10 protein-coding genes are annotated in these 18,503 nt (G+C 68.9%); 7 read left to right on the top strand and 3 right to left on the bottom strand.

Annotated features, from left to right (window positions below; translation table 11 throughout):
• Positions 1-87: 87 nt before the first annotated feature.
• Entirely contained in the window at positions 88-2,034 is a 1,947-nt protein-coding gene (locus PotMrB4_RS10190) for a methyl-accepting chemotaxis protein (protein ID WP_044412705.1), read from the bottom strand.
• 182 nt (positions 2,035-2,216) lie between these two features.
• On the opposite strand from PotMrB4_RS10190, the gene PotMrB4_RS10185 reads away from it, so the two are divergent.
• Positions 2,217-3,260, top strand: coding sequence for an LLM class flavin-dependent oxidoreductase (locus tag PotMrB4_RS10185; protein WP_172433168.1), 1,044 nt, complete (start codon positions 2,217-2,219; stop codon positions 3,258-3,260).
• A 190-nt stretch (positions 3,261-3,450) separates the two neighbouring features.
• Here the strand turns inward: PotMrB4_RS10185 and PotMrB4_RS10180 are convergent, their stop codons facing one another.
• Positions 3,451-4,329: a LysR family transcriptional regulator gene (locus tag PotMrB4_RS10180; protein WP_172433167.1), complete on the bottom strand. Its 879-nt coding sequence runs from the start codon at positions 4,327-4,329 to the stop codon at positions 3,451-3,453.
• Between the two features lie 157 nt (positions 4,330-4,486).
• On the opposite strand from PotMrB4_RS10180, the gene PotMrB4_RS10175 reads away from it, so the two are divergent.
• The 6 genes from PotMrB4_RS10175 (at position 4,487) to PotMrB4_RS10150 (ending at position 14,878) form a co-directional block, all read left to right on the top strand.
• On the top strand, positions 4,487-5,749 hold the full coding sequence (locus PotMrB4_RS10175) for an MFS transporter (RefSeq protein ID WP_232060817.1): 1,263 nt from the start codon (positions 4,487-4,489) through the stop codon (positions 5,747-5,749).
• A 78-nt stretch (positions 5,750-5,827) separates the two neighbouring features.
• The gene (locus tag PotMrB4_RS10170; RefSeq protein WP_172433165.1) at positions 5,828-8,476 is read left to right on the top strand and encodes a patatin-like phospholipase domain-containing protein; all 2,649 of its coding nucleotides are present in this window, start codon (positions 5,828-5,830) and stop codon (positions 8,474-8,476) included.
• A gap of 114 nt (positions 8,477-8,590) precedes the next feature.
• Positions 8,591-9,700, top strand: a complete 1,110-nt coding sequence (locus PotMrB4_RS10165) for an AAA family ATPase (RefSeq protein ID WP_044412763.1) — start codon at positions 8,591-8,593, stop codon at positions 9,698-9,700.
• Positions 9,697-10,131: a bpX5 domain-containing protein gene (locus tag PotMrB4_RS10160; RefSeq protein WP_172433164.1), complete on the top strand. Its 435-nt coding sequence runs from the start codon at positions 9,697-9,699 to the stop codon at positions 10,129-10,131. Before PotMrB4_RS10165 ends, PotMrB4_RS10160 begins: the two co-directional genes overlap by 4 nt.
• Positions 10,128-11,960, top strand: a complete 1,833-nt coding sequence (locus PotMrB4_RS10155) for a hypothetical protein (RefSeq protein ID WP_172433163.1) — start codon at positions 10,128-10,130, stop codon at positions 11,958-11,960. Before PotMrB4_RS10160 ends, PotMrB4_RS10155 begins: the two co-directional genes overlap by 4 nt.
• The gene (locus PotMrB4_RS10150) at positions 11,957-14,878 is read left to right on the top strand and encodes a bpX6 domain-containing protein (RefSeq protein WP_172433162.1); all 2,922 of its coding nucleotides are present in this window, start codon (positions 11,957-11,959) and stop codon (positions 14,876-14,878) included. The genes PotMrB4_RS10155 and PotMrB4_RS10150 overlap by 4 nt, the downstream gene beginning before the upstream one ends.
• 28 nt (positions 14,879-14,906) lie before the next feature.
• Here the strand turns inward: PotMrB4_RS10150 and PotMrB4_RS10145 are convergent, their stop codons facing one another.
• On the bottom strand, positions 14,907-18,371 hold the full coding sequence (locus tag PotMrB4_RS10145) for a response regulator (protein ID WP_172433161.1): 3,465 nt from the start codon (positions 18,369-18,371) through the stop codon (positions 14,907-14,909).
• Positions 18,372-18,503: the final 132 nt, after the last annotated feature.

The raw sequence follows: 18,503 nt of genomic DNA, 5'->3' as shown, positions 1-18,503 counted from the left end.
CCCAGGGCACGAGAGCGACGCCACAAGCGTCGCTCTTTTTTTGCCTGGCGTTCAGGCAGCCTTTAGCAGGCTCGCCGCTGCAGCCGATCAGGTACGGAAGCGCCGCACCAGCTGGTTCAGCTCGTTACTGAGGTCGGTGAGGTTGTGGGCATCGCCGCGGGTGGACTCGGCGAGGTTGGCCACCAGTTGCGCATCGCCGTGGATCTGGCTGATGTGGCGGTTGATGTCCTCGGCCACCTGGTGCTGCTCTTCGGCGGCGGTGGCGATCTGGGTGTTCATGTCGCGGATCACGTCCACCGATTCGCGGATCAGCTCGAAGCTCGCCCGGGCCTGGTTGATCGACACCACCGTTTCCTGGGAGACCTCCAGGCTGGCATGCATCTGCTTGCCCATCTGGTGGGTGCGGCGGGCCAGGTTGCCCAGCAGGGTGTCGATCTCGCTGGTGGAATCGGCGGTGCGCTTGGCCAGGGCCCGCACTTCGTCGGCCACCACGGCAAAGCCCCGGCCCTGCTCGCCGGCACGGGCCGCCTCGATGGCAGCGTTGAGCGCCAGCAGGTTGGTCTGCTCGGCAATCGAGCTGATGGTGCCGAGGATGGACTGGATGTCGTTGCTGTCCTGCTCCAGCTGCTGCATGGCCTCGGCGGACTGGCCGATCTCGCGGCTCAGGCGGTCGACATTGGTCACCGCTTCGTCGATCTGCCGCTGGCCGTCGTGGGCCTGGCGCTGGCCGCTGTCGGCGGAGTCGGCGGCCTGGCTGCAGGAGCGCGCCACTTCGTTGGAGGTGGCGACCATCTCGTGGAAGGCCGTGGAGACCATGTCCACCGCCTCGCGCTGGCGGCTGGCGACCTCGGCCAGGTCCTGGGCGGTCTCGGTGGAGCGCCCGGAGGTGCTGTGGATCTCCCCGGCGGCATCGCCGATACGGCGGATCAGGGTGCGGATGGCTTCGAGGAACTGGTTGAACCACCCCGCCAGCTGCGCGGTTTCGTCCTGGCCGCGCACGTCCAGGCGCGCCGTGAGGTCGCCTTCACCCTGGGCGATGCCTTCCAGGCCGCTGGCCACACCACGGATCGGCTTGACGATGAGCCCGGCGGAGAAGCCGCCGACCAGCGCGAACAGGCCGCCGCAGGCCAGGGCGATGAGCGCGATCACCCAGCTCAGGCGGGTGGCCGAGGCCATCACCTCGTCCTCGCGGATCACCCCGATGAAGCGCCAGCCCAGCGCGTCGGACGTCCAGACGTTGGCCATGTAGCGCTCTCCGCCCAGCACCACCTCTTCCAGGCCAGTGCCAGCCTTGGCCAGTTGCGCGTAGCCCTCGCCCAGGTCGCTGAGGTTCTTGAAGTTGTGCTCCGGTGCATTGGGGTCCACCAGCACCTTGTCGTTGCCTTCCAGCAGCATCAGGTAGCCGCTCTCGCCCAGGCGGATCTGCTTGACCAGGTCGGTCAGCTGCTTGAGCGACACGTCGATGTTCACCACGCCGCCCGGGTTGCCCAGTTGGTTGGCGAAGCTGCGCACGGTGCTCACCAGCACCACGTCGTCCGCCGCCCAGTAGTAGGCGGAGGTGCGCAGCGTCCTGCCCGGCTGGGCCATGGCGGCCTGGTACCAGGGACGGGTGCGCGGGTCGTAGCTGGCGAGCTTGGGGTCACCGGGCCAGAACACGTAGCCACCCTGCTGGGTGCCGAGGGACAGGTAGGCATAGGCCGGGTGGGACTTGGCCAGGCCGTTGAACAGCTCGAACACCTGCTCGTCCTGGGGGCCGGTGGGCAGGTCCGCTGCGTTGGCGGCGATGTACTGCTTGAGGCTGCCATCCACCGCCTGCAGGCGTGGGTGGGTGGCCAGGTAGTCGACGTTCTGGCTGATGCCCTCGAAGAACAGCTTCATGGCGTTCTCCACCTGGCGGATTTCGCGGCCGCTGCTGTCGAGGAAATCCTCGCGCGCCTCCCCGCGCAGGTTGAGGACGATCAGCACCGCCACGAGGACGACCGGCACGCTGGCGATGGCGGCAAAGGCCATCGTGAGTTTTTGTTTTATGTTCATCTCGCTCGGATTCCTTGAGGCCGACAGATTGTGTTTGCGGATATTCCATATTATGGTATACCAATATCACAACAGCCGACCAGCGGTATCCCGAGGGGATCCGGTGGCCTGAACATCCCGGCAATGCCCGCTGCAAGCGGGTCATCGCATCGGCCAACAACAAAAAGCCCGAGGTAAGCGAAATGAAATTCTCCCTCTTCGTACACATGGAGCGTTGGGACGAGAGCATCAGCCACCGCCAGCTGTTCGAAGACCTGACCGAACTGACGCTGATGGCCGAGTCCGGCGGCTTCAGCACCGTCTGGATCGGCGAGCACCACTCGATGGAATACACCATCTCTCCCAGCCCGATGCCGACCCTCGCCTACCTCGCGGCCCGCACCACGACCATCCGCCTGGGCGCCGGCACCATCATCGCGCCGTTCTGGAACCCGGTCCGCGCGGCCGGTGAATGCGCCCTGCTGGACGTGATCAGCAACGGCCGCATGGAAGTGGGCCTGGCCCGTGGCGCCTACCAGTTCGAGTTCGACCGCCTCGCCAACGGCATGCCGGCCACCGACGGCGGCCAGCACCTGCGCGAAATGGTCCCGGCTGTTAAAGCCCTGTGGCAGGGCGACTACGCCCACGACGGCGAGATCTGGAAGTTCCCCACCTCCACTTCCTCCCCGCGTCCGATCCAGCAGCCCTACCCGCCGATGTGGATCGCCGCCCGCGACCCGGACTCCCACAACTTCGCGGTGAAGAACGGCTGCAACGTGATGGTCACCCCGCTGATGAAGGGTGACGAGGAAGTGGTGGACCTGAAGAACAAGTTCGAGGCCGCCCTGGCCAACAACCCGGACGTACCGCGCCCGCAACTGATGGTGCTGCGCCACACCCACGTGCACAGCGTGGACGACCCGGAAGGCTGGAAGCTCGGCGCCGCCGCCATCTCGCGTTTCTACCGCACCTTCGACGCCTGGTTCGGCAACAAGCAGACCCCGGTCAACGGCATCCTGCCGCCCAGCCCGGAAGAGAAGTTCAAGGACCGCCCCGAATTCGAGCTGGAGAACATCCGCAAGAACACCATGATCGGCACCCCGGAAGAGATCATCGCGCGCATCCGCTACTACCAGGAGCTGGGCGTGGACGAGTTCAGCTTCTGGTGTGACAACAGCCTGCCCCACGCCGAGAAGAAGAAGTCCCTGGACCTGTTCATCAAGCATGTGGTGCCCGCGTTCCGCTGATCCCCCGCTCTCCCTTCTGACTCGCCATGCCGATCGAGCGTCCAGGCATGGCGGGTCGTTTTGCATTCCCCCGCCCTTTAACGGCCCTCCCCCATCACCTGCCCCCTCGCTGAACGCCGAACCCAGCCCTCCGCCCCCGCAGCACCTGGCCATGTCCTGCGCGGCCATGACGGGCCGCAAGCACGCGCGTTCAGGGCGCGATCAGCTCGATGAAAGCCCGCGACAGCGGTGAGCGCTCGTCATCCCGGCGTACCAGCCACACGGCGGTGGTGGCACCGGTATCCAGCAGCGGCCGGTAGACCACGCCATCGAAGTGCATGCGGGTGAAGGACGCCGGCAGCACCGAAACCCCGAGCCCCGCCGCCACCAGCCCGATCAGCGTCAGTGCGCTGTGGGATTCCTGGGTGATGCGCAGGCTGAAGCCGGCCTCGTGGGCCAGGGCGATCACCTGGTCGTAAAGGCCGGTGCCGGCATTGCGCGGGAAGTACACGAAGGGTTCAGCCGCCAGCTCCGCCAGGTGCAGGCCGGCGCTCTCGCCTGCCAGCCGGTGCTGGGCGGGCAGCACCGTCACCAGCGGCTCGCGGAACAGCTCCACCGCCACCAAAGACTCCGGCAACGGCAACGGGCGGATCAGCCCCACCTGGATGCGCCCGTTGAGCAGCGCGTCGGCCACCTCCCGGCTGTTCAGCTCGTGCAGCTCCAGCTGCACCTCGGGGAAGGCCTGGCGAAAGCGCAGGATGGCGCCGGGAATCACCGATGTGAACGGCGCCGAGGAGGTGAACCCCAGCTTCAACTGACCCAGCTCGCCGCGCTGGGCTCGGCGCGCTACCTCAGCCGCCTGGTCCACCTGGGCGAGTACCTGGCGCGCCTCGTCGAGGAACAGCCGGCCGGCCTCGGTGAGGGCCACGCGGCGGTTGGTGCGCTCGAACAGTCGCGCCCCCAGCTCCTCCTCCAGGGCCTGGATCTGCTGGCTCAGCGGTGGCTGGGATATGCCCAGCAGCTCCGCTGCGCGACCGAAATGGAGTTCGTCGGCGACGGCAATGAAGTAACGCAGGTGGCGGAGTTCCATGGCGGCGATTGATAGGTTTCAGATATCAAAGATGTCGAACAATATATTGGAAACGCGTATTGCGCACCGATAGGCTTTTCACCGTCCCCCAGAGCCCGCCAGCAGCGGGCCACGGCCCCCACGGGCCGACTGCCTGATTCGCGTGATGAGGTCCCCGATGAGCCACCCCGAGCGCCAGACTGCCACCGGCGCGCCCGCCGAGCCGCCCACCCATATCGAGAAAGGCAGCGCCGCCTTCCTGCGCACCAACCTGGCGCTGTTCTGCGGCGGCTTCGCCACCTTCGCCCTGCTCTACTGCGTGCAGCCGATGATGCCGGTGCTGGCCCAGGCCTTCGCCATCAGCGCGGCCCAGGCCAGCCTGGTGCTGTCGGTGTCCACCCTGGCGCTGGCAGTGGGCCTGCTGTTCACCGGTTCGCTGTCCGACGCCCTGGGGCGCAAGCGGGTAATGGGCGTTTCGCTGCTCTGCGCGGCCCTGTTCACCCTCGCCAGCGCCGCCATGACCCGCTGGGAGCTGGTGCTGCTGATGCGCGTGCTGGTGGGGCTCTCCCTCAGCGGCCTGACTGCCGTGGCCATGACCTACCTGAGCGAGGAGATCCACCCGGCCCACACCGGGCTGGCGGTGGGCCTGTACATCGGCGGCAACGCCATCGGCGGGATGTGCGGCCGCCTGGTGGCCGGGGTGATGGTGGACTACCTGTCCTGGCACTGGGTGCTGGCCTGCATCGGCCTGCTGGCGCTGCTCGCCGGCCTGGTGTTCTGGCGCCTGCTGCCGGAGTCCCGGCACTTCCGGCCCCGGCCGATCACCCTGGGCAACCTGGCCGACGGCTTCGCCCTGCACCTGCGCGATGCCCGGCTGCCGGTGCTGTTCGTCGAGGCCTTCCTGCTGATGGGCAGCCTGGTGACCTTCTTCAACTACATCGGCTTCCACCTGCTGCAGGCGCCCTACCACCTCAGCCAGGCGGCGGTGGGCATGCTCTCGGTGGTGTACCTCTCCGGCACCTACAGCTCGGCCATGGCCGGCTCCCTGGCCGACCGGGTGGGCCGGCAGAAAGTGCTGTGGGTGATGATCCTGCTGATGCTCGTCGGCTTCGGCCTCACCCTGCTGGCGCCGCTGCCGCTGATCCTGCTGGGCATGCTGCTGTTCACCTTCGGCTTCTTCGGCGCCCACTCGGTGGCCAGCAGCTGGGTCGGCCGCCGTGCCACCCAGGCGCGGGGCCAGGCGGCGTCGCTCTACCAGGCCTTCTACTACACCGGCTCCGGCGTGGCCGGCACCCTCGGCGGGCTGTTCTGGCACCAGGCCGGTTGGCACGGCATCGGCCTGTTCGTCGGCGGCATGCTGGTGCTGGCCCTGGTACTGGCCATCGGCCTGGCCCGGCGCCCCCTGGGCGAAGCGGGAACCTGCCCGGGAGGCCCGCGCTGAGCCCGACGCCTGGCTGGCGGAATGCCCGGCACCTGCTTTAGTAAGGAGCTGTAGGCAACATCGCACCAGGGAGGGCACGTGGAAGACCAATACAAGGCCGAACAGGAACGCATCGACTGGCGCCGCGAGACGCTCGGCATCGACACCCCGGCGGAACCGCGCCGCCGCCCCTGGGCCCTGGCCCTCTCCGGCGGCGGCATCCGCAGCGCCACCTTCTGCTTCGGCGTGCTCCAGGCCCTGGCCCGCGCGCCCTACACCCCCGCCAACCGCCCCCTCGGCAGTACCGGCGACGCCCCCGCCGAGCGCCTGCTGCCGCGTTTCGACTACCTCTCCACCGTGAGCGGCGGCGGCTACATGGGCTCGTTCTTCTCCAGCCTGTTCCAGCCCGGGCGCCTGCGTCCCAGCACGGGCACCGAGCAGGCCCAGGCGCGCCAGGCGGCCGAGGACGCCTACCGGGTGCTGAGCTACCAGCCGCCGGGGCGCATCCACTCCTCCACCAACTACCGCGCGGCCCCGGTCGGCGCCGGGCCCACCGCCTGGCTGCGGGAGAACGGCCGCTACCTGACGCCCACCGGCGCCGGTGACCTGCTCTACGCCCTGGCGATGACCTGGCGCAACTGGGTGGCCGTGCACCTGGTGATCGGGCTGCCGATCCTGCTGGTCACCGCGCTGCTGGCCCTGACCCAGGGCGTGGCCTGTTCGCGCTGGAACCTGTTCTGCGACCACCTCCTGGCCATTCCCCTGGGCATCGCCCTGTTGGCCGTGGCCCCGCTGATGCTGGCGTACTGGCTGATCTACTCGCGCAAGACCCAGGACGAACCGCCCGCGCTGCTCAACTGGGCCACCGGCAGCGCCCTGGCGATGGCCGCGGCGCTGGGCTGGCTCACCTGCCAGGTGCCCGACACAGCGGACTGGCTGCCGGTGCCCGCCCGCGACCTGCTCTGGATAGTGGTCACGGTGCTCGGCCTGGGGCTGGCCTGGTGCGCCGCGCTGGTGGCGTCCCAACGTCTGAAGCAGCACCCCGACGACGGCGGACTGGACGCCGACAACGTGCGCAACTACCGGGTCAACGTCACCCGGGCGCTGAGCACGGCGATCACCTGGGCGGCTGTCGCCCTGGTGCTGGTCCTGGTGCACCAGTTGACCTTCGAGCTGTACACGGTGCTGGCCCGGCACTGGCAGGGCAGCCTCACCTTCAGCGTGCTGCCGGTGCTGATCTGGCTGGTGCGCCACCTGGCCCGCAGCCGTGACGAGAAACCCGCCCCCGGCCTGCTGAAGAAACTGCCCCTGGACGCCCTGGCGCTGGTCGCCGGCCTGGTCCTGCTGCTGGCCGTCACCCTGGCCTGGGGCCTGCTGGCCCACTGGTTCGCCTGGAACGGCCGGGTGCCGGGCGCCCACGCGGGTGATGCGCAGCTCTTCCGCTTCGGCCTGCTGGCGGCCATCGCCCTGGTGATGACGGTGGTCACCGGGCAGTTCATCGGCTTCATCAACCTCTCCAGCCTCCAGGCGTTCTACGCCGCCCGCCTGACCCGCGCCTACCTGGGCGCCTCCAACGGCCAGCGCTTCGACGTTTCCTGCGCCCAGAGCCGCCGGCGCATGAGCGTGGCGCAGACCCTCTCGCGGGACGACATCCCCCTGAAGGACTACTACGGCAAACGCACCGCCGGCCCGCTGCACCTGATCAACGTCACCATGAACCTCACCGTGGACCCGGCCGAGCAACTGGTGCAGCGCGACCGCAAGGGCAAGCCGCTGTGCGTGGCGCCCTACCGCTACACCCCCGGCGGCGAGCAGGACCAGGTCACTAGCTTCATCCTCGACGGCCAGCGCAAGTCCCGGCAGCCGCCCAACGGCCGTGGCGAGATCAACCAGCCGCTGAGCCTCGGCCAGTGGGTGGCCACCTCCGGCGCCGCCGCCAGCACCGGCCTCGGCCGCCAGACCAGCCTGGGCCTCTCGCTGCTGCTGGGGCTGGCCAACGTGCGCCTGGGCACCTGGTGGCAGAGCAACTTCGTCGGCCGCGCCAAGCCGCTGTCGCGGATCGGCGAGGCGTCGTCCCACTGGTTGCCGACCCAGACCTACCTGTTTTACGAACTCACCGCGCGCTTCCACGGCCATCGCCGCGACAAGCTCTACCTCACCGATGGCGGCCACTTCGAGAACACCGCCACCTACGAGCTGCTGCGCCCCGCCCGCGACATCGAACTGGTGGTGATGTGCGACTGCGGCTGCGACCCGGAGTACCGCTTCGACGACCTGGCCAACCTGGTGCGGCTGTCGCGCATCGACCACGACCTGGAGATCGAGGAAGACCCCGGCGTGCTGCGCCACCCGCTGCTGTCCCAGGTGTTCGGCAGCACCCAGTCCCTGCGCGCCGCCACCGAGCCGAGCGACCGCCGTTGCGCCGTGCTGCTCAACGTCTTCCACACCCCGGACCGGGAGAACCCCGACATCCCGCGCCGCCTCACCAGCCGCATCCTGCTGATCAAGCCCCGGCTGATCGAGGGCGTGCCCACCGACGTGCTCAACTACGTGCGCGCCAACCCGGACTTCCCCAACCAAACCACCGGCGACCAGTTCTTCGACGAAGCCCAGTTCGAGAGCTACCGCCAACTGGGCCTGAGCATCGGGCAACTGCTGTTCGGCGATGGCCAGCGCCCCAACAACATCGCCCACGCCCTGTCGCGCTACCTGGCCAAGCCGGTGCTGGAGGACGCCGCCGGGGAGTGAACGCACATGCCGGGACGGTTCCTTGTGAGCCGTCCGACGGGTTGCGTCATGGCGCATTGACAGCCCGGTCGATTTGCGCAAAATCCGCGCCTTGCCATCAGGGAAGACGCCGCTTTGAACGCCATCCAGCACGCCGCCAGGGAACTCCGCTCGGCCATTCGTACCGCCACCACCGGCCTCGTCGGCCGTGAGCAACTCGCCGAACTCATCATCCTCGCCGCCGTGGCCCAGGAGCACCTGCTGGTGGTCGGCCCGCCCGGCACGGCAAAAAGCGCCGTGGTACGGCGGGTGGCCCAGGTGCTGGGCGGCCGCTACTTCGAATACCTGCTCGGGCGCTTCACCGAACCCAGCGAGCTGTTCGGCCCGGTGGACCTGCGCAAGCTGCGCGAGGGCACGGTGGAAACCGATGTCAGCGGCATGCTGCCGGAAGCCGACGTGGCCTTCCTCGACGAGGTGTTCCTCGGCTCCACCGCCATCCTCAACACCCTGCTCGGCGTGCTCAACGAACGGCGCTTCCGCCGTGGCCACACCGAGCTGCGCTGCCCGCTGCGGGTCTGCGTCGGCGCGGCCAACGGCCTGCCGGAAGACGAGGCCCTGGCGGCCTTCGCCGACCGCTTCCTGCTGCACCTGTTCGTCGACACCGTGCCGGACCACCAACTGGAAGCCATGCTCGCCGGGGGCTGGAAGGCCGAGCAGCTACCCGTGCTGGACGCGCACCACCTGGGCCATCTGGACACGCTCTGCGGCGCCCTGCGCCAGGTCGACCTCGACAGCGTGCGCCCGGCCCTGGCCGACGCCATCCGCCGCCTGCGCCAGGCCGGCATCCCGCTTTCCGACCGGCGCATCGTCAAATCGCAACGCCTGATCGCCGCCGCCGCACTGCTCGGCGGCCGCCAGCAGGCCAGCGAGGCGGACCTCTGGCCGCTGCTCTACGCCCTGCCCACCCAGGCCATGCAGCAACAGGCCCGCGAGGTCCTGCGCGAGCTGTTCGCCCAGGCCAGCAACGACAACCTCTTCAGCGCGGTGGAAGAAGCCACCCTGCAACCGCTGTCGCGAGCCAGCCGCCTGGCCGAAGAAGCCCGCGCCTGCCTGGACGAGGCCGAGGGGACGAACCCGGAAGCGGTGCTGCGGGAGATCGACGCCAACTTCCTCGCTGACGCCCTGCCGCCGGAACTGGCCGAGCTGCGCGAGCGCCTGGTCGCCCGCCTCGCCACCCCCGCATGAGCGCCCTGAAACAGGCCTGGCGCTGGCAACCCCGCGTCCAGGCCCTGGAACCCCGTGCTGCCGTGGCCTGGGGCGAAGCCTCCTGGCGCCTGCACGCGCGCCTGCTGGCCCTGCCCGCCGGGCAACTGGCGGGCCTGCAGGCCACCGCCGCCAATGACCTGCTGGTGGTGATCGGGGAAGCCGACGCCCTGCCCTGGGTGGATGGCATCGACTACGCCGCCCCCTGTGAAGTCGCCCCCGAACTCTGGCTGCCAACCCGGCTGTGCCCCGATGCGCCACTGGACCTGCTCGCCCGTGCCCTCGCCAAGCGCCACGGCCGCACCCCGCTGCTGCTCTGGCCCGCGCCGGCCAGGACGGTGCCGCTGGACCGCCAGCTGCCGCTTTCCGAAGGTCACCTGGCGCGCATTGCCGAACATTGGGCAGCCCCATGAGCCTGCAGTTGCCCGACGCCCTGGCCCACTGGGGCCAGCCTCTGCAGGAACTGGACAGCGAGCTGGCAGAAGCCCTGGCCGACCTGGCGCAACGCCTGCACAACCTGGTGGGGCCGGTTCAGCGCCGCCAGAGCGGCGAGCTGAAGGAGCCGGATGGTCTGGGCGACCTGCAACGTCGCGGCCCCTATGAGCGCCTGCTGCCCAGCGAGTGGTTGCTGGCCGACGCATTTCCCGACGAGTTCCTGCGGCGTGCTGCCAGCGGCGAGCACCTGTTCCTCGCCTCGGAGGCACGCGCCTGCCAGGGCAACCGCACGATCATTGCCCTGTTCGATGCCGGCCCCCGGCAACTGGGCGCCCCACGACTGGCCCACATTGCGATGCTGATCCTCCTGGCGCGCCGCGCCCAGGCCGTGGGTGGCGAGTTGCGCTGGGGCATCCTCCAGCAACCCGGCTGGATCGATGGCGTGCGCGGCGCAGTCGACTTCGCCCGCCTGCTCGAAGCCCGGCGCTGGCAAGCCGCCGAGCCCGATGACTGGCGCACCTGGAGCGACCTGCGCAACGCGCTACCCGCAACGCCGGACGAATGCTGGCTGATTGGCGCTCAGGCCACGGATGACGGTTTCAGCCACCGCCTGCACCTGTCCACCAGTCTGGATGGCGAAGCGCTGGAGGCCGAGCTGCACCTGGGCAACAGCCGACGTGCCCTGAGCCTGCCCTTGCCGAGCCCGGCCATTGGCAGGCGCCTGCTTTCAGGGCAGTTCGCCCTCGCCGGGCAGGTGCCTGCCGGGCACGCCGAGACCCTGAACGTGGAGCGCGTGGCATTGACCTTGCCACCGATCATTTCGCGCTCCGGGCAGATGGTGGCGTTGGCGCTGCTCGATCAGCCCGGCGTACTGGTGTTCAAGCTGCCGGCCCTGGGAAGCAAGAAGAAACCCAGGACCCGCCGGCTCCTCTGGAGCACGGGGGAGCAGCCGCTGGCCCTGGCGTTCACCGGGCAGAGCCTGGCCGGCGTGATGGATGCCGGCCCCCACCTGCGCTTCTGGCAGTTGTCGCCCTTGAGTACCGCCACACGCCCGCCACAGGAGGTACTGAGCGCTCCGCCAGGCACCGCCAGGTTGCTGCCCCTCGCCCTGGTGGACAGCGTCCATGACGGCGAGCGCCTCTACCTGCTGGATGCCCAGGGGCGACTGCTGCACTGGCACCACCAGAAAGGCCTACCCCGCAGCCAGGAGCCGCTTCTGGAACGCGTCGAAGACGATGTGCTCGCCATGAGCCACCTCGACGATGGCCGCCTCTATTACCTGCACAAGCGTGACCAGCGCTTCATCCTCCAGGAGGTGCTGTCGGGACACCGCGTGAGCACGCCCCTGCTCCTTGGCGAGGTGGGTGAGGCCAGCAAGGCCTTCATGGCCCGGTTCAGCACCACCAGCACCCACCCGGCATGCGCCCTGCGACTGAGCGCAACGCCCCAGGAGCGCTGGCGGCTGTGTCGCCCCAAGGATCGGCAAGGCGGCGCTGCAGAGAACTGGACACTCGACGTGCCGCCGGGCTGGAGTGCCCAGGGCCTGGTGGCCGACCCCGACGCCAGGGGGTTGCTGCTGGTGCTGATGTCCGGCGATCGCAAGCGCCTTGCCCTGTATGACGGCACTGCGCTCCGGAGCATCGTCGAAACACCCGATGCCATTGCGCGGCTGAGTGTCTGTGCCAGCAGCGGCCTGCTGGCGGTCCTCAGTCAGGCTCGCGAGCTGGTGCTCTATTGCACCCGGCACCACGTCGTGCGCCTGCGAGCCTCCTGCACCCGGGCAGATGACCAAGGAGGCACGCCATGAGTGCACCGGATACCCACGTTCGTCAGCCCTCGCTCAAGGGGCGCCGACCGGTCGCAGGCCTGTGGCTGCCTGCCGACTGGCTGGCGGTCGAGGTCCGTGCGGCGCTGTTGCTGCGCCATTGGCGGGCCGGCTCGGCAGCCTGGCGCTTCCCCGAGGGCGACCTGTTGCGCTTCAACGCGACCGTTGTGCAGGACTGTGACGCGCTGGAGGGCTGGCCGCTGCTGGCCCTGGAGACCGGTGGCCTGTGCTCGGCCGAGCTGACACAGGAAGAGCAGGCAACCCTGCCGGCCGCCGACCTCTGGCTGGTACAGGGTGGCCGCGTCACCGCGCTGGACCTGCATCAGGCCGAACACCTGGCGCTGGAGGACTGCCTCGATCTCGACGGCCACCCCTGGCAGGACACCCATGACTGCCGGGACGCGCTACCGCCACTGGTGATCGAGGAGCTGCCACCCGCCAAGGACATCCACACCATCCTCCAGGGCAAGGTGAAACCACCCAGCCCGCAACGCGAGGCCTTCCTCCAGTCACTGGCGAAGCAACCCCCGGCGCGTGCGTCGGGCAAGCCGGCTGCTGCGCAGACCACCTCCGGAGGCGTCGGCAAGGGCCTGCTCATCTGGTTGGTGCTGTTCGCCGTGGTGATCCTGGGTAGCCACCTGCCAGAAGCCGTGCACCTGGCCCAGAACGCCGTGTCGCCCTCGGCCAGCACGGCTCCGCTGGCTCAGGACTCCGACGATCCATCCGGCCCCGGGGCGCTCCTGTTCGTGGCCGCCCTGCTGATCGTCATCACCCTGCTGCTCATCGGTGCCTTGCGCCGGTTCTTCTCCGGCGCCCCCCAGCACTGGACGGCAGCCCCTACGCCGGTCACCCGTGCGCGCGAGCTTCCTCCCCGCAAGAGCCAGGCGCCGGCCACCCCGAGCCGCTGGCGACGCCTGCTCACCAGCCTGGCCATCACTTCCCGTTTCAGTGCACTGCTCAACCGCCGCCAGAGTGCCTACCTGCGGCGCATGCTCAACCTGTTCGAGAAGGGCGACATCGACGAGGCGCTGCGCCACGCGCTGCCCCTGGGAGGCGAACAGGGCAGCCTGGGCCAGGCATTCGGCACGCCGGACCGCCGCGACGACCTGTCCCTGGGACGCCCCTCGGGCCCCGGGGCCTCCATCTCCCTGGGCGAGGACCTGGAAGCCCACCTGCGCAAGGTCTATCGCCAGCACTTCGAGAAACTCGACCGAGCGGGGCGCATCGACGAAGCAGTGTTCATCCTCGCGGAGCTGCTCAAGGTGCGACAGGAGGCGCTGGACTACCTGGAGCGCCACCAACGCTTCCGCCAGGCAGCCGAGCTGGCACTGGCCTGGGACATGTCGGCCGACTGGATCGTGCGCCTCTTCTGCCTGGCCGACGACTGGAAGACGGCCCTGCAGGTGGCACGCCGTGACGATGCCTTCGTCAGCGCGGTGCAGATGCTGCAGACCAAGTGGCCGCAAGTGGCCGACCGGCTGCGCATGGAATGGGCCGAGATGCTGGTAGCACGCGGCGACTGGCTGAAGGCGGTGGACGTGGCCTGGTCCCTGCCCGAGGCACGGGATCGTGCGGTGCACTGGCTGAGTCAAGCCGAAGCGGCAGGCGGTAGCCTGGGCACCGAGGCCCTGGTGACCCGCGCCGCCCTGCTGCCGGACACCCTGGAGGCCTATGCCGCCCCCCTGCGTGCACTGCGCGACGACCCGGCACGTTTCCGGGATCGCCAGGCCCTGGCCCGCGCCCTGCTGTGGGTCGGCACCAAGAACCGGCACACGCGGGACAACCGCTCACTGGCCCTTCTGGCCCGGATGGTGCTGCCCGCCTTGCTGGATGACCACGCCACCCAACGCGCGCACCTGTCCAGGTCCGAACTGGACAGCCTGCTCAAGCTCAGCCGAGACACGCTGCTGCAGGCCGACCTGCCGTCCCGCGGGTTTCCCAAGGGGCGTGCCACCCCCTTGCAGCGCGCCACCTCGCCGCTGCATTGGCAGGCGCCCCCCGCCGGGCAGCAGGCGATTCTCGACGCGGTAGCCCTGGAGGACCAACGCACACTGGTGGCCCTCGGGGAAGCCGGTGCCCAGGTGCTGGATGCCCACGGGCGCGCAGTATTCAGCTTCGCCGAGCCGGCACACCGCCTGGTCATCGCGCACAACCGGCGCGTTGCCCTGGCCATGGCACGCCGCGACCAGGTCTGGCGCATCACCAAACTGGATCTGGTCAGGCGCACGGCACGGGACCTGGGTGTACTGGAGCTGCACGCCCACTCACCGGTCTTCGACGGCATCAGTTGGGCCGTCACCCTGCGGGACAGCGTTCGTGTCGTGGACGTCGACCGCTCGTTCGCCGTGCTCTGGCACGTCAGCGACCTCAAGGGCGACATCCGCCTCTTCCACCACACCGAGCATTTCGAGCAATGGCTGGTGTCCGGCGCAGACAGATCGCTCGTACTCTGGCGCTACGCCCTGCCCTCGCGGCGCCTGGCCGAGCGCAGGCCGGTGGACGCCCCCCTGGAGCGCCAACTCATCATCCCCAACCCCCTGGGCGGGTTGCTGACCTTCACCTGCCAGGACGGCACCAACGGCACGATGACCCTGACGATGGAAAGCACCGGTGGGCGATACGACATCCCCCTGCCCGGTATCACGCCGGAGCAGGTGGCGGTGCCGGACCTGGAGGTGCTCCCGGAGTGGCTGCTGATCGGCCTCGCCCCCCAGGGCAACACCCGGCAGTGGCGCCTGGTGAGCCAGCAGTCGCTGCAGACCTGCGCCGTGCTGGACTGGCCGGCGGACGCACCGTTGCAGGTGCGCGCCCAGGCACACGACTGGCGTCTGTTCGACCAGACGGGACGCCTGCTGCGCCTGGACACCCTGACCAGCGAACTCCGCGAGCTGCGCGGGTAAGCGGCCGCGCGGCGGTCATCGCCGCGCTTCAGAACCTGTCCAGCTTCGGCAGCCACACGCGGATCAGCGAGAACAGCCGCTCCAGGTCGATGGGCTTGGCCAGGTAGTCGCTGGCGCCGGCGCCCATGCACTGCTCCTGGTCGTCCTTCATCGCCTTGGCGGTGACGGCGATGATCGGCAGCCGGCTCCAGCGCGGGTCCTGGCGGATGCGCCGGGTAGCTTCGAAGCCGTCCATGACCGGCATCATTACGTCCATCAGCACCAGGTCGATCTGCGGGTTCTCCTCCAGCTTCTGCAGGGCTTCCTGGCCATTGCGGGCGGTCACCACCTGGGCGCCCTTCTCGTCCAGGGCGCTGATGAGGGCGAAGATGTTGCGCACGTCGTCGTCCACCACCAGCACGGTGCGCTCCTCGAACACGCGGTCGCGGTTGCGCGCGCTCTGCAACATGCGCTGGCGGTCGCTGGAAAGGGAGGATTCGACCTTGTGCAGGAACAGGGTGACCTCGTCGAGCAGGCGCTCGGGGGAGCAGGCGCCCTTGATGATGATGGAGCGGGAGTGGCGCAGCAGTTCCTCCTCTTCACGCAGGCTGAGCTGGCGGGCGGTGTAGACGATCACCGGGGGGAAGTTGCCGAGCGCCTCGGCGGCCATGCGCTCCAGCAGTTCGTTGCCGCGCATGTCCGGCAGGGCGAGGTCGATGATCATGCAGTCGAACGTGCCGCCACGCAGGCGCTCCAGGGCCTCGGTGCCACTGGCGACGGCGCTGACCTGGATGTCTTCGTCGCTCACCAACTGGGCGATGCTGTCGCGCTGGCTGGCGTCGCCCTCCACCACCAGGACGTGCTTGACCTTCTGGGTGAGCTTGTCCTCCAGGCGGGCGAAGACTTCGCGCAGTTGGTCGCGGGTGGCAGGCTTGCGTGCGTGGCCGATGGCCCCCAGCTGCAGCGCCGGACCGGTGCGGTCGTCGACGGAGAGCACGTGCACAGGGAGGTGCCGGGTGACGGGGTCTTCCTTGAGCGTCTGCAGCACGGCGAGGCCGGACTCGTCCGGCAGGCGCATGTCCAGCAACACCGCATCGGGCCCCTGCTCCCGTGCCAGACGCAGGCCTTCCTCGGCGTTGCCGGCCACCAGGCAGCGGTGGCCCAGTTCGTGGGCAAGCTCGTAGAGGTCACGGGCGAACTTCGGGTCGTTCTCGATCACCAGCACGCAGTGGCGCGCATCGACGGGCCGCTGGCGGTCGTCCTGAAGGCCACTGGCGGACGCCGCGGGCGCGACAGCCCGCACACCTTCGGCGGGCTGAACCTGGGCGATGGACGGCAGCGGCTCCCCGGCAAGGCAGTTGCTGGGCAGCCAGAGGGTGAAGCAGCTGCCGCGCCCGGGCTGGCTCTGCACGTTGATGCTGCCACCGAGCATTTCCGCGAGGTTGCGGGAGATGGACAGGCCGAGGCCGGTGCCGCCGAAGCGTCGGTTGGTGGTGCCGTCCACCTGGCGGAAGGGCTCGAAGATGATGCCCATCTGCTCGTCGCTGATGCCGATGCCGGAGTCGCTGACCTCGAAGGCGATGCCGCCGCTGGCGGCGCGGACCTTGAGGCCGATGCGACCGCTGGCGGTGAACTTGACGGCATTGGACAGCAGGTTGCGCAGGATCTGCCCGGCTCGCTGGCCGTCGGTGTAGAGCCGTGCTGGGGCGTCGGGCTCGACCTGCACGTCGAACGCCAGCCCCTTGTCATCCGCCTGGGGCTGGAACAGAGCGCGCAGCCCGTCCACCAGTTGCGCAACGTCGGTGTCCTCGGGATGCACCTCCAGGCGGCCGGCCTCCACCTTGGAGATGTCGAGGATGTCGCTGATCAGCCGCAGCAACTCGTTGCCGGACTTGTTGATCAGCTCGGCGTAATGCACCTGCTGCGGGTCGAGGTTGCCCTTGCGGTTCTCTGCCAGCAGCTTGGAGAGGATCAGCGAGCTGTTCAGCGGGGTGCGCAACTCGTGGGACATGTTGGCGAGGAACTCGGACTTGTAGCGGCTGGCCCGCTGCAGTTCCTCGGCACGCGCCTCCAGCTCGCACCGGGCCTGGTCGAGGGCGTGGTTGCGCTCGTCCAGCAGGTCGCGCTGGTCTTCCAGGCGGCGGGTCTTCTCGCTCAACTGCTCGTTGGTCTGCTCCAGTTCGGCCTGCTGGGTCTCCAGGTTGGCCTGGGAGTCGCGGATCACCCGGGCCTGGTCTTCCAGTTCCTCGTTGGCGACGCGCAGCTCCTCTTGCTGCACCTGCAACTCTTCGTTGAGCTGCTGGGTCTCGGTGAGCATGTCGTGCAGACGCTGGCGGTAGCGAGCCGCCTCGATGGAGGTGCCCAGGCTCTCGGCAACGGCTTCGAGCAGTTGCCGGTCGCGGGGTGACAGGGGCCGCAGGAAGGCCAGTTCCAGCACGCCGTTGACCTGCCCATCGCTTCGGGTCGGCGACAGGATCACCGTCAGCGGATCGGTATCGCCCAACCCGGAGTTGACCCGCAGGTAGGACGGGGGAAGCCCCTCCATGACCCGTGCCTCGCGGGACCGCAGCACCTGGCCGAGCAGGCTGGCGCCGTCCTCGAAGACCTGCTCGCGGGCCTGCTGCCCGGGCGCGAAGCCGTAGTCGGCCACGCGTCGCAACCGCCCTTCGCCCTCGCGCACATAGAGGGCACCCACGGCGACCTCCAGGTAACCGGCGAGAAAATCCAGCACGGCGCGACCGATCAGTGCCGGGGTCTGCTGGCCGATCAGTTGTTCGGCCAGTTGCGACTGCCCTTCCCGCAGCCAGGCCTGGGCCTGCAACTGCTCGGTGAAGCGTGACTGCTGGTCGAGGATGCGGTTGTAGTTGGTCGAGAGGCCGATCAACTCGCGCCGGCCGAAGATCGCCAACGCTCCGCTGCCGCCCAGTTGCATGACCACCAGCAAGCCGATGATCAGCACCACCGCCCGGTTGGCCCGCTCGCTGCGCTCGTGGCGCAGCTGCTCTTCGGTGGCAACCAGGGCCACGAAGCCCTGGCGCACCTCGTCCATCTGCCGCTTGCCCTGCTTTTCGCGGATGAACGCGCTGATGTCCTGATTGGCACGCCGCGCTTCGATCAGAGGTTCGGTCATCTGCAGCCAGCGCGTCTGGGCAGCCTCGATTCGCGCCAGTCGCTCACTCTGGACGGGGTTGTCGTGGATCAGCTCACGCAGCGCCTGCAGCCCGGCCAGCAGACGCGGGGCCGTTTCACGGTAGCCTTCGAGGAACTCCTCCTCCCCGGACAGCAGGAACCCCCTGAAGCTGGACTCGCACTCCACCGACTGGCGCAGGCTCTCGTTGCTGCGGGCGATCACCTGGTCGGTGTGCTCGACCCAATTGAGCACATACAGCAGGTAGCCGATCAGCCCGACGAACAGCACCACGCCCAGGACGCCAACGCCCAAGGGCAATGCCACGTTGCGGGTGAGAATGCGGCGGAAACTGTCTGCATCGATGCTGAAAGACGTGCTGTTCATCGGCCTTCCCTGCTGAACGGTGGAGCGGAACTCCCCGCACAAGGGCACATCCCGAGGCCTTGCACTGGGGTCGGATACGGCGTAGGCACCCAAGAAAGACTGTAGACAGTCGTAGGCAAAATGCCTGCATGT

This window comes from Metapseudomonas otitidis, from assembly GCF_011397855.1.
GTDB lineage: Bacteria > Pseudomonadota > Gammaproteobacteria > Pseudomonadales > Pseudomonadaceae > Metapseudomonas > Metapseudomonas otitidis.
Note: the sequence above shows the minus strand (reverse complement) of the source record. Positions and strands in the feature narration are given on the sequence as shown.

Bases quoted from the DNA above. Each gene is read 5' to 3' on its own strand.
- PotMrB4_RS10190 (WP_044412705.1), bottom strand. From the start codon at position 2,034: ATGAACATAAAACAAAAACTCACGATGGCCTTTGCCGCCATCGCCAGC.
- PotMrB4_RS10185 (WP_172433168.1), top strand. From the start codon at position 2,217: ATGAAATTCTCCCTCTTCGTACACATGGAGCGTTGGGACGAGAGCATC.
- PotMrB4_RS10180 (WP_172433167.1), bottom strand. From the start codon at position 4,329: ATGGAACTCCGCCACCTGCGTTACTTCATTGCCGTCGCCGACGAACTC.
- PotMrB4_RS10175 (WP_232060817.1), top strand. From the start codon at position 4,487: ATGAGCCACCCCGAGCGCCAGACTGCCACCGGCGCGCCCGCCGAGCCG.
- PotMrB4_RS10160 (WP_172433164.1), top strand. From the start codon at position 9,697: ATGAGCGCCCTGAAACAGGCCTGGCGCTGGCAACCCCGCGTCCAGGCC.
- PotMrB4_RS10155 (WP_172433163.1), top strand. From the start codon at position 10,128: ATGAGCCTGCAGTTGCCCGACGCCCTGGCCCACTGGGGCCAGCCTCTG.
- PotMrB4_RS10150 (WP_172433162.1), top strand. From the start codon at position 11,957: ATGAGTGCACCGGATACCCACGTTCGTCAGCCCTCGCTCAAGGGGCGC.
- PotMrB4_RS10145 (WP_172433161.1), bottom strand. From the start codon at position 18,371: ATGAACAGCACGTCTTTCAGCATCGATGCAGACAGTTTCCGCCGCATT.